Annotated in this window: 12 protein-coding genes; 2 read left to right on the top strand and 10 right to left on the bottom strand. The window is 69.1% G+C overall.

Annotated elements, in window-relative coordinates; translation table 11 throughout:
* Positions 1–47: 47 nt before the first annotated feature.
* Genes nrdE through nrdH form a run of 3 tightly spaced genes read right to left on the bottom strand, consistent with a single transcriptional unit; the run spans position 48 to position 2,900 of the window.
* Positions 48–2,153, bottom strand: a complete 2,106-nt coding sequence (nrdE, locus tag WBQ80_RS11585) for a class 1b ribonucleoside-diphosphate reductase subunit alpha (RefSeq protein WP_336573383.1) — start codon at positions 2,151–2,153, stop codon at positions 48–50.
* A gap of 35 nt (positions 2,154–2,188) precedes the next feature.
* Positions 2,189–2,614, bottom strand: a complete 426-nt coding sequence (gene nrdI / locus WBQ80_RS11580) for a class Ib ribonucleoside-diphosphate reductase assembly flavoprotein NrdI (protein WP_336573365.1) — start codon at positions 2,612–2,614, stop codon at positions 2,189–2,191.
* Between the two features lie 52 nt (positions 2,615–2,666).
* Complete coding sequence (gene nrdH / locus WBQ80_RS11575; protein WP_336573364.1) at positions 2,667–2,900, bottom strand: glutaredoxin-like protein NrdH; 234 nt, start codon at positions 2,898–2,900, stop codon at positions 2,667–2,669.
* Between the two features lie 502 nt (positions 2,901–3,402).
* Between nrdH and WBQ80_RS11570 the strand changes: the two genes are divergently transcribed.
* Positions 3,403–4,224 (top strand): alpha/beta fold hydrolase, encoded by an 822-nt coding sequence (locus WBQ80_RS11570; RefSeq protein WP_337282561.1) that lies wholly within the window; start codon positions 3,403–3,405, stop codon positions 4,222–4,224.
* 153 nt (positions 4,225–4,377) lie between these two features.
* On the opposite strand, the gene WBQ80_RS11565 is transcribed toward WBQ80_RS11570, so the two are convergent.
* Positions 4,378–4,965, bottom strand: coding sequence for an NADPH-dependent FMN reductase (locus WBQ80_RS11565; RefSeq protein WP_336571653.1), 588 nt, complete (start codon positions 4,963–4,965; stop codon positions 4,378–4,380).
* An 89-nt stretch (positions 4,966–5,054) separates the two neighbouring features.
* Here WBQ80_RS11565 and WBQ80_RS11560 point away from each other — a divergent pair, with 89 nt between their 5' ends.
* On the top strand, positions 5,055–5,537 hold the full coding sequence (locus WBQ80_RS11560) for a MarR family winged helix-turn-helix transcriptional regulator (protein ID WP_336571652.1): 483 nt from the start codon (positions 5,055–5,057) through the stop codon (positions 5,535–5,537).
* Between the two features lie 119 nt (positions 5,538–5,656).
* Here WBQ80_RS11560 and WBQ80_RS11555 read toward each other — a convergent pair whose 3' ends face one another.
* From WBQ80_RS11555 to WBQ80_RS11530, 6 genes are all read right to left on the bottom strand, one after another.
* Positions 5,657–6,694: a LacI family DNA-binding transcriptional regulator gene (locus tag WBQ80_RS11555; protein ID WP_336571651.1), complete on the bottom strand. Its 1,038-nt coding sequence runs from the start codon at positions 6,692–6,694 to the stop codon at positions 5,657–5,659.
* Positions 6,695–6,813: 119 nt separating this feature from the next.
* Positions 6,814–7,899 (bottom strand): galactofuranose ABC transporter, permease protein YjfF, encoded by a 1,086-nt coding sequence (gene yjfF / locus WBQ80_RS11550; RefSeq protein ID WP_336571650.1) that lies wholly within the window; start codon positions 7,897–7,899, stop codon positions 6,814–6,816.
* The gene (locus WBQ80_RS11545; RefSeq protein WP_336571649.1) at positions 7,896–8,939 is read right to left on the bottom strand and encodes an ABC transporter permease; all 1,044 of its coding nucleotides are present in this window, start codon (positions 8,937–8,939) and stop codon (positions 7,896–7,898) included. Before WBQ80_RS11545 ends, yjfF begins: the two co-directional genes overlap by 4 nt.
* Positions 8,936–10,585, bottom strand: coding sequence for a sugar ABC transporter ATP-binding protein (locus WBQ80_RS11540; RefSeq protein ID WP_442892688.1), 1,650 nt, complete (start codon positions 10,583–10,585; stop codon positions 8,936–8,938). The genes WBQ80_RS11545 and WBQ80_RS11540 overlap by 4 nt, the downstream gene beginning before the upstream one ends.
* A gap of 146 nt (positions 10,586–10,731) precedes the next feature.
* Positions 10,732–11,712 (bottom strand): ABC transporter substrate-binding protein, encoded by a 981-nt coding sequence (locus WBQ80_RS11535; RefSeq protein ID WP_336571648.1) that lies wholly within the window; start codon positions 11,710–11,712, stop codon positions 10,732–10,734.
* A 525-nt stretch (positions 11,713–12,237) separates the two neighbouring features.
* Positions 12,238–12,819, bottom strand: coding sequence for an HhH-GPD-type base excision DNA repair protein (locus WBQ80_RS11530; RefSeq protein ID WP_442892687.1), 582 nt, complete (start codon positions 12,817–12,819; stop codon positions 12,238–12,240).
* Between the last annotated feature and the right edge of the window lie 54 nt (positions 12,820–12,873).

Raw genomic sequence — 12,873 nt, 5'->3', positions numbered from 1 at the left:
TATCGATTTCTCTGCCGTATTAGTGCATTTCAATTCAATTCAGCACATTAAAGTGCACACGAAACGCACATTTCCAATTCCGTGCCCTCAAGAGCCATTTGCCGCAGGCGAATGTAGTAAATGGTCTTGATGCCCTTCTTCCACGCGTAGATCTGCGCCCTGTTGATGTCGCGGGTCGTCGCGGTGTCCTTGAAGAAGAGGGTGAGCGAGAGGCCCTGGTCGACGTGCTGAGTCGCCGCGGCGTAGGTGTCGATGACCTTCTCGTAGCCGATCTCGTACGCGTCCTGGTAGTACTCGAGGTTGTCGTTCGTCATGAACGCCGCCGGGTAGTAGACGCGGCCGAGCTTGCCTTCCTTGCGGATCTCGATCTTCGACGCGATCGGGTGGATCGACGCGGTCGAGTTGTTGATGTACGAGATCGAGCCGGTCGGCGGCACCGCCTGCAGGTTCTGGTTGTAGATGCCGTGCTCCATGATGGAGGCCTTCAGCTCCTGCCAGTCGTGCTGGGTCGGGATGTGCACGCCGGCGTCGGCGAAGAGCTCGATCACCTTCGGCGTCGACGGCACCCACGCGGCATCCGTGTACTTGTCGAAGAACTCGCCCGACGCGTACTTCGAGTCGCGGAACCCGTCGAAGGTCTCGCCGCGCTCGATCGCGATCTTGTTCGACGCCTTCAGCGCGTGGAACAGCACCGTGTAGAAGTAGATGTTCGTGAAGTCGATGCCCTCTTCGCTGCCGTAGAAGATGCGCTCACGAGCGAGGTAGCCGTGCAGGTTCATCTGGCCGAGGCCGATGGCGTGCGACTTGTCGTTGCCGTCTTCGATCGAGCGCACCGACGAGATGTGCGACATGTCCGACACGGCGGTGAGGCCCCGGATGGCGGTCTCCACCGTCTTGCCGAAGTCCGGCGAGTCCATCGTGTGCGCGATGTTCAGCGACCCCAGGTTGCAGGAGATGTCCTTGCCGATCTGGTTGTAGCTGAGGTCTTCGTTGTAGGTCGTCGGCGTGTTGACCTGCAGGATCTCGGAGCACAGGTTCGACATGTTGATCCGGCCCTTGATCGGGTTGGCCTTGTTCACCGTGTCTTCGAACACGATGTACGGGTAGCCCGACTCGAACTGGATCTCGGCGATCGTCTGGAAGAACTCGCGCGCGTTGATCTTCGTCTTCTTGATGCGCGGGTCGTCGACCATCGCGCGGTAGTTCTCGGTGATCGGCACGTCGCCGAACGGCTTGCCGTAGACGCGCTCGACGTCGTACGGCGAGAACAGGTACATGTCCTCGTTGTTCTTCGCGAGCTCGAACGTGATGTCGGGCACCACGACACCGAGCGACAGCGTCTTGATGCGGATCTTCTCGTCGGCGTTCTCGCGCTTGGTGTCGAGGAACCGCATGATGTCGGGGTGGTGCGCCGACAGGTACACCGCGCCGGCGCCCTGGCGTGCGCCGAGCTGGTTGGCGTAGCTGAACGAGTCCTCGAGCAGCTTCATGACCGGGATGATTCCCGACGACTGGTTCTCGATCTGCTTGATCGGCGCACCCGACTCGCGGATGTTCGACAGCAGCAGCGCCACGCCGCCGCCGCGCTTCGACAGCTGCAGCGACGAGTTGATGCCGCGCGAGATCGACTCCATGTTGTCTTCGATGCGGAGCAGGAAGCACGAGACGAGCTCGCCGCGCTGCGCCTTGCCCGTGTTGAGGAACGTGGGCGTCGCCGGCTGGAAGCGGCCGCCGATGATCTCTTCCACGAGGTCGATCGCGAGCTGCTCGTCGCCCTGCGCGAGGCCGAGGGCGGTCATCACGACGCGGTCTTCGAAGCGCTCGAGGTACCGCTTGCCGTCGAACGTCTTCAGCGTGTAGCTCGTGTAGTACTTGAACGCGCCGAGGAAGGTCTCGAAGCGGAACTTCTTCGAATACGCCAGGTCGTTGAGCTTCTGGATGAACTCGAACGAGTACTGGTCGAGCACCTCCTTCTCGTAGTACTCCTTCTCGACGAGGTAGTCGAGGCGCTCCTTGAGGGAGTGGAAGAAGACCGTGTTCTGGTTGACGTGCTGCAGGAAGTACTCCCGCGCCGCCTCCCGGTCCTTCTCGAACTGGATCTTCCCGTCCGGCCCGTACAGGTTCAGCATCGCGTTCAGGGCGTGGTAGTCCATGCCCGCGTTGCTCGAGCGCGGTGCGTCGATGACACTCACGCCACTGTCGTTGCCGGATGCTGCTGCGTTGACCAAAATGCGTCCAATCCCTCGTCGACGGCGCGAACGTCGTCGGGTGTCCCGAATACTTCGAAGCGATACAGGTGCGGCACGTGACACTTCGCGGCGACGATGTCGCCCGCGAGGCCGTAGGCCGCACCGAAGTTGGTGTTGCCCGCGGCGATGACGCCGCGGATGAGCGCGCGATTGCGCGGGTCGTTCAGGAACCTGATGACCTGCTTCGGCACGGCGCCCTTGCCGTCGCCTCCGCCGTAGGTCGGGACGACGAGCACGAACGGCTCGTCGGCGACGAGCGGCGCATCGCTCGCGTGGAGCGGGATGCGCGCCGCCGGCCGCCCGAGCTTCTCGATGAAGCGCGCGGTGTTGCCCGACACGCTCGAGAAGAAGATCAGGTTCGTCATGGTTGCTCCTGGTGCTGCATCACGACCCCCCGGTCGTCAGCCGCCGGGAGCGTTACGCCAGCCGCGATGCCAGCTCGTCGATCTTGTCGGGGCGGAAGCCCGACCAGTGGTCTTCGTCGGTGATGACGACGGGGGCCTGCAGGTAGCCCAGCTCCTTGACCGCGGCGAGCGCGTTCTCGTCTTGCGAGAGGTCGAGCACCTCGTACTCGATGCCCTTGCTGTCGAGGGCCCGGTACGTCGCGTTGCACTGGACGCAGGAAGGCTTGGTGTAGACCGTGACCGTCATCTCTGTGACCCCTCTTCTCTGGCTCCTCGGGAGCCGTTTCCCCCGGTGTTGCGTGTGTCCTTCAATACTACATCTAGTGTCTGCGCAAGGGAACGACCCCAACATGCAGTAGTTACATTCGTGTAGTTTTCCACCGCGTTCTCCCCAGCCCATCAACAGGTCGACACCCCCCTGACCTGCGGATTTGCGCGGCTCCTCGACACGTTCTCCACAGGCCCGCTCGTTCGAGCAGATTCCACCTGTGGACGGTTGCCGGGCGTGTCGTCGGCGTGTCACACGATCTGGACATCGGAGCCCCGACATCTGGGCCCCCTCGCCCCGCCGACCCCAACATGTGGTGTTGTGCTCGCAATGCTGCCACCACCCACCGACATCACGGCGACGGATGCCACGGCGCGTCGCTCCCGCGTCGCGGCATCCGCCCCTATCGGCAGCGGGCGACCGCCGATAGCCTGACGACGAGCCCGATCCCCCCGCAGACCGAACCTGCGAAGGAGGCCCCATGTCCCACGGCCACACCGCCATCTCGCACGACGGCGCCGCGATCGCGTACGACCGCGAGGGCAGCGGCCCGCCCGTCGTGCTCATCGGGGGCGCGTTCCAGTTCCGCGCATTCGACCCGACGACCAAGCGCCTCGCGACGCTGCTCGCCGATCGCGGCTACACCGCGATCAACTACGACCGGCGCGGCCGCGGCGAGAGCGCGCACGACGGGCCGATGGACCTGCACCACAACCTCGCCGACCTGCGCGCGATCGTCAGCGAGCTCGACCGCACGCACGACCTCGGCGAGGGCGTCGCCCTGTTCGGCAACTCGTCGGGCGGCTCGATCGCACTCGCGGCCGCGGCATCCGGACTGCCCGTCACCGCCATGGTCGTCTTCGAGGTGCCGATCGGCGCCGAGCAGGGCTCCGATGGCGGCGAGTTCCTCGCCGGGCTGCGCGACCGCATCGCCGGCGACGACCCCGACGCGGTGGTCGAGTACTTCATGAAGGACATGCCGCCCGAGTGGCTCGCGCAGGCCAAGTCGAGCCCGTCGTGGCCCATCATGGTGCGCATCGGCCCGAGCCTCGAAGCGGATGCCGAGTCCCTCGCCTGGGCGCAGTCGGCGCCGCACGCCGAGCTGCTCGGGGCCGTCGAGGCCCCGACGCTCGTGCTCGTCGGCGAGGAGACCCTCGACGAGATGACGCCCGCGGCCGAGGCGCTCGCCGCGGCCCTGCCGAACGCGGAGCGGGCGGCGATCCCCGCGGCGCAGCACTCGTGGCAGCCCGAGGACATGGCGACGGCGATCGCGGACTTCCTCGACCGGCACGTGCCGCGCTGACCGCCGCCGCGGTGCCGCGGGCAGGCGCCGAGTGAGACCGCTCCCGTCGAGTGATGCTGTTGCACCGGTATCGCTCGGCGTCGACAGCATCACTCGGCGGGCGGGCGCGCCGGCGCGCGGGCGGGCAGGCGCGCGGGCGGGCCCGCGGGCGGGCTACGCCGCCTGCGCGAGCGCCCCGCCCTCGCGCACCGAACGCAGCGCGGTCGCCCACGGCACGAGCTGGTCGAGCTGCGCGGCGAGCATGCCGGCGTGGTATCCGGCGGGGGCGAACTTCGTGTAGCCCTCGAAGTCGCTCATGAGCGAGAACGAGACCTGCTGGCGCACGTCGGCCACCTGCAGCTCGCCGAGGATGAGCCGGAGGTGCTCGGCGGCGCGGGTGCCGCCGGCCGAGCCGTAGCTCACGAGCCCGGCGGCCTTGTTGTTCCACTCGGCGTAGACGAAGTCGAGGGCGTTCTTGAGCGCCCCCGAGGTCGAGTGGTTGTACTCGGGCGTGACGAAGATGTAGCCGTCGAACGAGTCGACCTTCTCGGCCCAGGCCTTGGTGTGCGCCTGCGCATACTGCCCCATGGCGGGCGGAACCGCCTCGTCGAGGTGCGGCAGCGCGAAGTCGAGCAGGTCGACGAGCTCGAACTCGGCGTCGCTCCGCTCGCGGGCCTGCTCGAGCACCCACTTCGCGACCTGGTCGCCGACGCGGCCCGGTCGAGTGCTGCCGATGATGATGCCGATCCTGACTGCGGACATGGTCTGCCATCCCTTCCGGACGATTTGGTTGACACGTCATCATACTCATGAAAGATGACACGTCAACTAACGTCCGGTACGATGGCGGCATGCCCGCCACCGAAGTGTCCGAAGTCGACGTCGCCGAGTGGGCGCTGTACGACGGTTTCGTGAACATGCACGTCGGGCTCGGGCGCGAGCTCGACCGCCGACTCCAGCGCGACGCCGGCATCTCGCAGGCCGAGTACGGCGTGCTGCTCGCACTCTTCCGCGCGCCGGAGCACCGCCTACGCCCGGGCGCGCTCGGCGAACTCATCGGCTGGGAGAAGAGCCGCGTCTCCCACCAGCTCACCCGGATGGTCGGCCGCGGCCTCGTCGAGCGCACCGAGTGCGACACCGACGGTCGCGGCTCGTTCGTCGCCCTCACCCGGGCCGGACGGCTCGCGCTGCTGAAGTCCATGCGCGACCACGCGCTCGCGATCCGCGAGCTGTTCCTCGACGTGCTCGAGCCCGCCGAGAAGGAGGCGATCGCGAACGCGTCCGCCCGAGTGCGGCGTCGACTCAGCGAGTCGCGCGACGCCGACGCGGCCTGATCCGGCGCGCCCTCCACCCGACCGCGCCGCCCCATCTCGCGATCGAGTGCCGATTCTTCGTTCGAGTGCGAGATGGAATGACACTCCACCGCAGAAACGGCACTCGATCGGATGCCGCGTCAGGAACCGACGGCGGCCCGGTCGCGGCTCGGCGCGGCCGTGCTCGTGCGCACCACGAGGTCGGGCACCCGCGGCGGCGGCATCCGATCGTCGTCGCCGAGCACCGCGAGCACGCCGGCCATCGCATCGCGCCCGAGCGCGTCGAAGTCCTGGCGGACCGTGGTCAGCGGCGGCGTGAAGAACTCCGCCTCAGGGATGTCGTCGAAGCCGACGAGGCTCACATCGCCCGGCACCGAGAGGCCCGCCTCGGCGAGCGCGTGCATGACGCCGAGCGACATCTGGTCGTTCGACACGAACACGGCGGTCATCTCGCGGTCGGTCGCGAGGACACGGCCGTGCACGTAGCCGCTGCCGGGCGACCAGTCGCCCACGAGCGGCTCCCGGGCGGGCAGTCCGTGCGCGCCGAGCGCGGCTCGCCAACCGCGCACGCGCTCCTCCGCGTCCATGGCGTTCGCCGGGCCGGCGACATGCCGGATCTCCCGGTGCCCGAGCCCGATGAGATGCTCGACGGCCAGCCTCGCCCCGGCGTACTGGTCGAGCCAGACCCGGTGCATGGCGCCGCGGTCCTCGGATGCCACGGCGATGATCGGCACGCCGAGCTCGATGCCGTCGAGCGCGTCCAGGTCGGCGCGCTGGGCGGCGATGAGCACGATCGCCTCGACGTTCTGGCGCACGAGGAGCTCGGCCGTCGAGCGCATGCTCGCGGCATCCGTCTCGAGCATGCTCGCCGTGATGACGGCGTACCGGGCGTCCCGCGCGGCCTCGTTGAAGTGCAGCGCCGTGGATGACGGCCCGTAGTCGGGCGCGCCCGTCACGATGAGGCCGAGCGTGCGCGTGCGCCGCGTGACGAGCGCGCGGGCCGCCGGCGACGGCACGTAGCGCAGCTGCGTGATGGCCTGCTCGACCCGGGCGCGCGTGGCGGGGCGCACGTTCGGCAGGTCGTTCAGCACGCGCGACACGGTCTGGTGGGACACGCCCGCGAGCCGCGCGACGTCGAAGATGGTCGCCGCGCGGGCCTTGTCGTCGCGGTCGGTCACTCGCTGCCTGGCTCCCTGCCCCGCGCCAGTGGCGCGATCGTCCTTCGATTATCCCGCCCGCGGCGGCGCGGACGGGGAAGCCGAAGGGCCCGCCACGCGGGCGGACCCCTCGGCGGGCGCTAACGTCGCCGCGCCGTGAGCACCTTCTGCAGGATGATGAACACGAGCAGCAGGGCGCCGATGAAGATCTTCGTCCACCACGACGACAGCGTGCCCTCGAACGTGATGATCGTCTGGATGACCCCGAGCACGAGCACGCCGAGCACCGAGCCGAGCACGAACCCGTACCCGCCGGTGAGCAGCGTGCCGCCGATGACGACCGCGGCGATCGCGTCGAGCTCGGTGCCGATCGCCGTGAGCGGGTAGCCCGACAGCGTGTAGAAGGTGAAGAGCACGCCCGCGAGGCCGGAGCAGAAGCCGCTGATCGTGTAGACGAGCACCTTCGTGCGCGCGACCGGCAGGCCCATGAGCAGGCCCGACTGCTCGCCGCCGCCGATCGCGTAGACCGTGCGGCCGAAGCGGGTGCCGTGCAGCACCCACACCGCGATCGCTACGACGACCAGGGCGATGATCACGCTCGGCGTGATCGACATGCCCGCCCCGAGCGGGATGCGCGAGACGGCGAGCTGCACGAACGTCGGCTCGGTGATCGAGATCGAGCTCTGGCTGATCACGTAGCAGAGGCCGCGGGCGAGGAACATCGCCGCGAGCGTCGCGATGAACGGCTGCACCTTGAACACGTGGATCATGAGCCCCACGAGCAGGCCCAGCACGCTCGTGAGGACGAGGATCAGCGGGATCACCACGCCGGGCGACCACCCGGTCTGCAGCAGGCTGGCCGCGATCATGCCCGACAGCGCGACCACCGCGCCGACCGACAGGTCGATGCCGCCCGTGAGGATCACGAACGTCATGCCGACGGCGAGCACGATGAGGTACGAGTTGTCGACGAGCAGGTTGAGGAACACCTGGCCGGAGAAGAACCCTCGATAGCGGATGCCGCCGATGACGAACACCGCGACGAACAGGATGGCGGTGACGGTGACGGGTCCGTACTTGGGACTCGTGAGCACGGACAGGGCCGCACGACCGAACCGGGCCAGGGGGTTTCCGCCGGAGCCCGACGGGCCGGTGCCGGCGGGGCCGCGGGGCGGACGTGGCGCGCGCCGGTCGGGGCGGCTGGGAGCATCGAGCAGCTCGGTCATGATGCGGCGATCCCCTTCCCGGCTCGGACGGCGAGTCGTCGGCGGAACCCGCTGAACGCCTCGGCCGTCGTGGGCGACTGCAGCAGGCACACGACCGTGACGACTGCGGCCTTGAACACCATGGTCGCGATCGGCGGGATGCCGACGGTGTAGACCGTCGTCACGAGCGTCTGGATGACGAGCGCGCCGACGAGCGTGCCGAGCAGCGAGTACCGGCCGCCCGCGAGCGACGTGCCGCCGATGACGACGGCGAGGATCGCGTCGAGCTCGATGAACAGGCCCGTGTTGTTGGCATCCGCCGCCGCGGTGTTGGCGGTGAGGATGAGACCTGCGATCGCGGCGCACAGCGCGCAGAACGTGTAGACGGCGAACAGCAGCCCGCGGGCGCGGACGCCCGCCTGCCGGCTCGCCTCGGGGTTGATGCCGACCGACTCGATGAACATGCCGAGCGCGGTGCGCCGCGTGACGAGCGCGGCGACGCCGAACACGACCGCGGCGATGATGACCGCGATGGGCACGCCGAGCCAGAAGCCGGACCCGAGGAACTTGAACGGCGGGCTGTTGACCGTGAGGATCTGTCCCTCGGTGATGAGCATCGCGACCCCGCGTCCCGCCGTCATGAGGATCAGCGTCGCGATGATCGGCTGGATCCCGAGCACCGCCACGAGGACCCCGTTCCAGACGCCGAGCAGCAGCGAGATCAGCAGCGCCACGCTCACCGCGACGGCGACCGTGGCGAGGTTCCCCGGCTCGGGCGAGCCCAGGATGATCGAGCAGGCGACCGCCCCCGAGATGGCCGCGACCGCGCCGACCGACAGGTCGATGCCGCGCGTGGCGATCACGAGCGTCATCCCGACCGCGATGATGAGCGTCGGGGCGCCGTTGCGGAGGATGTCGACCAGGCTGCCGAACAGCTGCCCGTCGCGCACGGTGATCGTGAAGAAGCCGGGGAACGCGACGAGGTTGATCGCGAACAGGATGAGGAGCATGACGACCGGCCAGAACAGCCGGCTCGACACGATCCGGGCGAGCACGCTCATCGGCGGCCTCCTTCGGTCTGGTCGGGGGTGACGGATGCCGCGGGCGCGGGCGCCGCGCGGCCCGGCAGCTCCCGCAGCTCCTCGAGCGCCTCGTCGTCGGACGCGACGCGCCCGTCGGCGATGAGCGCGAGCAGCGAGTCGACGGTGAGCCCGTCGTTCTCGAGGTCGGCGACGACGTGCCGGTCGCGGAGCACCACCACGCGGTGGCTGAGGCGCAGCACCTCCTCGAGCTCGGCCGAGATGAACAGCACGCTCATGCCGTTCTCGGCGAGGTTGAAGACGAGCTTCTGGATCTCGGCCTTCGCCCCGATGTCGATGCCGCGCGTCGGCTCGTCGAGGATCAGCAGGCGGGGGGCGATCGCGAGCCAGCGGGCGAGCAGCACCTTCTGCTGGTTGCCGCCGGAGAGGTTGCGCACCAGGGCGTCGGGGTTGCCGGGCCGGATGTTGAGGGCCTGGATGTAGGACTGCGCGAGCTCGTCCTGCTTCTTCTTCGGGATGGGGCGGAACCAGCCCCGGTCGGCCTGCAGGGCGAGCACGATGTTGTCGCGGACCGTGAGGTCGCCGACGACGCCCTCGTCGCGGCGGTTCTCGGACGAGAACGCGATGCGCTTCGAGATCGCCTGGCGCGGCGTCCGCAGCTTCACGGTCTCGCCGCGGATCGTGAGCTCCCCCGTGTCGGCCCGGTCGATGCCGCCGAGCAGTCGCGCGAGCTCCGTGCGACCCGACCCGAGCAGGCCGGCGAGGCCCACCACCTCGCCGGCCGCGATGGGCAGGTCGGCGGGGTTGATCGCGCCGCGCCGCCCGAGCTGCGATGCCGAGACGAAGGCTGCGGCATCCGTCTCGTCGATCGTCGCCGCGTGGGCGCGCTGCTCGAGGTCCTCGAGCGCCGTGAGCTCCTTGCCGATCATCTTCTGCACGAGGTCGATGCGCAGCAGTTCCTCGATGAGGTACTCCCCCACGAGCTGCCCGTTGCGCAGCACCGTCAGCCGGTCGCAGATCTCGTACACCTGGTCGAGGAAGTGCGAGACGAACAGGATGGCGACGCCCTGCGCCTTGAGCGAGCGGATGACGCGGAAGAGCTCGGCGACCTCGTCGGCGTCGAGCGACGACGTGGGCTCGTCGAGGATCAGCACCTTCGCGTTCACGTCGATCGCCCGCGCGATCGCGACGAGCTGCTGCACCGCGAGCGAGTGGTCGCCGAGGAGCGAGCCGGGGTCCAGGTCGAGCCCGAGGCCCGCGAGCAGCTCGGCCGAGCGGCGGCGCATGGCGCGCCAGTCGATCGCGCCGAACCGGCGGGGTTCGCGGCCGAGCATGATGTTCTCGGCGACCGACAGGTTGGGCAGGAGGTTGACCTCCTGGTACACGGTCGAGATGCCCGCCGCCTGCGCCTGCGCCGGCCCGGAGAACGACACCTGCTCGCCCGCGAGCGTGATGGTTCCGGCGTCGATGCCGTACACGCCGGTCATCGCCTTGATGAGCGTCGACTTGCCGGCGCCGTTCTCGCCCATGAGCGAGTGCACTTCGCCGGGGAACATGCGGAAGTCGACGCCGTCGAGCGCCTTGACGCCCGGGAACGTGATCGAGATGCCGCGCATCTCGACGACCGGTTCGGCAGGTTCGGTCTGCTGGGTCACGGTGCTCTCCATCGAGTCGGGGTGGTTCTGCGGGTCGAGGAGCCGCGAAGCGGCGCCTCGAGACCTCTGCGGGTCGAGGTGCCGCGAGGCGGCGTCTCGAGACCGGGAAGACCGGTCTCGAGACCCGCCTGCGGCACTGCTCGACCCGCGGGGACGGGTCAGTACTGGCGAGTGGGCAGTGCCTCGATCGCCTGCTCCTGCGTGAAGGTCGTCTCCTCGGTGATGATGCGCTTCTCGGGCGTCTCACCGTCGTTGATCTGCTTCACGATGTCGACGAGCTGCTTGCCGAGCAGCGGCGAGCACTCGACGATGAAGTTGATCTTGCCGTCGGCGAGGGCCTGCATGCCGTCCTTGACCGCGTCGACCGTGACGATCTTGATGTCCTCGCCCGGCGTCAGGCCGGCCGCCTCGATCGCCTCGATCGCGCCGAGGCCCATGTCGTCGTTGTGCGCGTAGATGAGGTCGACGTCGGGGTTCGACTTGAGGAGCGCCTCGGTCACCTGCTTGCCGCCCGCACGCGTGAAGTCGCCCGTCTGGCTCGCGACGACCTCGAGGTTCGGGTTCTCGGCGATGACCTCGGCGAAGCCCTCCGCGCGGTCGATCGCCGGCGCGGCGCCCGTCGTGCCCTCGAGCTGGATGATCTGCACCGGCTCGGTCGTGTCGGCGTACTCCTCGAGGACCCACTGGCCGGCCTTCTCGCCCTCCTCGACGAAGTCGGAGCCGAGGAAGCTCACGTAGAGCGACTCGTCCTCCGAGTCCACGGCCCGGTCGGTCAGCACCACGGGGATGCCGGCGGCCTTCGCCTCGTTGAGGACCGCGTCCCACCCGGTCTCGACGACCGGCGAGAAGGCGATCACGTCGACCTGCTGCTGGATGTACGAGCGGATCGCCTTGATCTGGTTCTCCTGCTTCTGCTGCGCGTCGGAGAACTTGAGCTCGATCCCGGCTTCCTCGAACGCGGCCTGGATGTCCTTCGTGTTCGCCGTGCGCCAGCCGGACTCGGCGCCGACCTGCGCGAACCCGACCACGAGCTCGTCGAGCGGCTTGGGGCCCTCGGCCGCGGCGTCGCCGGTGCTCGCGCAACCGGCGAGGGCGACGAGCATCGCTCCGGCGGCTGCGATTCCGATGAGCTTCTTCATCAGTGGAACCTCCTTGTTCACCTGCCGGCGTGCGCTGCTGCGTCTCTCGGTGCGCCGGACCGCCAGTTCGTTCTGGCGGCATTGGTGATGTTAGCGCTCACAAGTGAGCGCTCACAAGTGGTAATTCGTCGGATGTCGCACGCAGCCGCCACGGCGCGTGGAATGCCGCCGGGCCGAGGGTCGCGATCGCGATGTGAGCGCTCATTCCACGCGCCGCGGACGGAGCCCGCGGACTCCGCGGGTCCTCGAGGCACGGGTCCTCCCGGCGGGCCCGTGCGACCGCGCGTCCGGTGTTACCGCCCGCGTCGAGTGTTACCGTTCCGGCGGCATCACTCGGCGCGAACGGCGACACTCGACGTGGAGGGATCGGGCGCGGCCCCCGCCCGGGTCGAGCGTCACCGGTCCGGCGGCATCACTCGGCGCGAACGGCGACACTCGACGTGGAGGGATCGGGCGCGGCCCCCGCCCGCCCCGCACAGCCCGGCTGGCCGCGGCCGCCCGGGTGACCGCGGGCGGCCCGGGGCGCTACGCCTTGGCGGCCTTCGCCGCCGCCTTCGCGGCCTGCTTCGTCGCCCGCACCTTCTGCAGCGACTCCGGATCGACGATGTCGGCGACCGAGGCGAACGACCCCTCCTCGCCGTAGTGGCCGGCGGCCTCGCGCCATCCGCTCGCCTGCAGGCCGCACTGCTTGCCGAGCAGCGCCAGGAAGATCTTCGCCTTCTGCTCGCCGAAGCCGGGAAGCGCCTTGAGCCGGCGTAGCACCTGGGGCCCGTCGGGGTCGCCCTCGGTCCAGATCGCCGCCGCGTCGCCGCCCCAGTCGTCGCGCACCGCGTTCGCGAGCGCCTGGACGCGTCCGGCCATCGAGCCGGGGTACCGGTGCACTGCCGGCGGCTCCTTGAACACGTCGACGAGGTGGTCGGGATCGACCGCCGCGATGGTCTCGGGCTTGATCGAGCCCACGCGGTCGCGGATCTTCGCGGGTCCCGCGAACGCGGTCTCCATGGCGACCTGCTGGTCGAGCAGCATGCCCACGAGCAGGGCGAACGCGTCCTCGCTCAGCAGCTGGTCGGCGGCGGCGTCTCCGGTGATGTTCAGCGTCGTGGTCATGTGCTCCATCCTCGCACCGGGGCGTCCCGGCGGGATCGGGGGCGTTCGCGCCGC

Source organism: Agromyces sp. CCNWLW213, assembly GCF_037199545.1.
GTDB lineage: Bacteria > Actinomycetota > Actinomycetes > Actinomycetales > Microbacteriaceae > Agromyces.
The sequence above is the reverse complement of the archived record's forward strand: the minus strand, read 5'-3'. Positions and strand labels throughout refer to the sequence as shown.

Bases quoted from the DNA above. Each gene is read 5' to 3' on its own strand.
- nrdE (WP_336573383.1), bottom strand. From the start codon at position 2,153: ATGGACTACCACGCCCTGAACGCGATGCTGAACCTGTACGGGCCGGAC.
- nrdI (WP_336573365.1), bottom strand. From the start codon at position 2,614: ATGACGAACCTGATCTTCTTCTCGAGCGTGTCGGGCAACACCGCGCGC.
- nrdH (WP_336573364.1), bottom strand. From the start codon at position 2,900: ATGACGGTCACGGTCTACACCAAGCCTTCCTGCGTCCAGTGCAACGCG.
- WBQ80_RS11570 (WP_337282561.1), top strand. From the start codon at position 3,403: ATGTCCCACGGCCACACCGCCATCTCGCACGACGGCGCCGCGATCGCG.
- WBQ80_RS11565 (WP_336571653.1), bottom strand. From the start codon at position 4,965: ATGTCCGCAGTCAGGATCGGCATCATCATCGGCAGCACTCGACCGGGC.
- WBQ80_RS11560 (WP_336571652.1), top strand. From the start codon at position 5,055: ATGCCCGCCACCGAAGTGTCCGAAGTCGACGTCGCCGAGTGGGCGCTG.
- yjfF (WP_336571650.1), bottom strand. From the start codon at position 7,899: ATGACCGAGCTGCTCGATGCTCCCAGCCGCCCCGACCGGCGCGCGCCA.
- WBQ80_RS11545 (WP_336571649.1), bottom strand. From the start codon at position 8,939: ATGAGCGTGCTCGCCCGGATCGTGTCGAGCCGGCTGTTCTGGCCGGTC.
- WBQ80_RS11540 (WP_442892688.1), bottom strand. From the start codon at position 10,585: ATGGAGAGCACCGTGACCCAGCAGACCGAACCTGCCGAACCGGTCGTC.
- WBQ80_RS11535 (WP_336571648.1), bottom strand. From the start codon at position 11,712: ATGAAGAAGCTCATCGGAATCGCAGCCGCCGGAGCGATGCTCGTCGCC.
- WBQ80_RS11530 (WP_442892687.1), bottom strand. From the start codon at position 12,819: ATGACCACGACGCTGAACATCACCGGAGACGCCGCCGCCGACCAGCTG.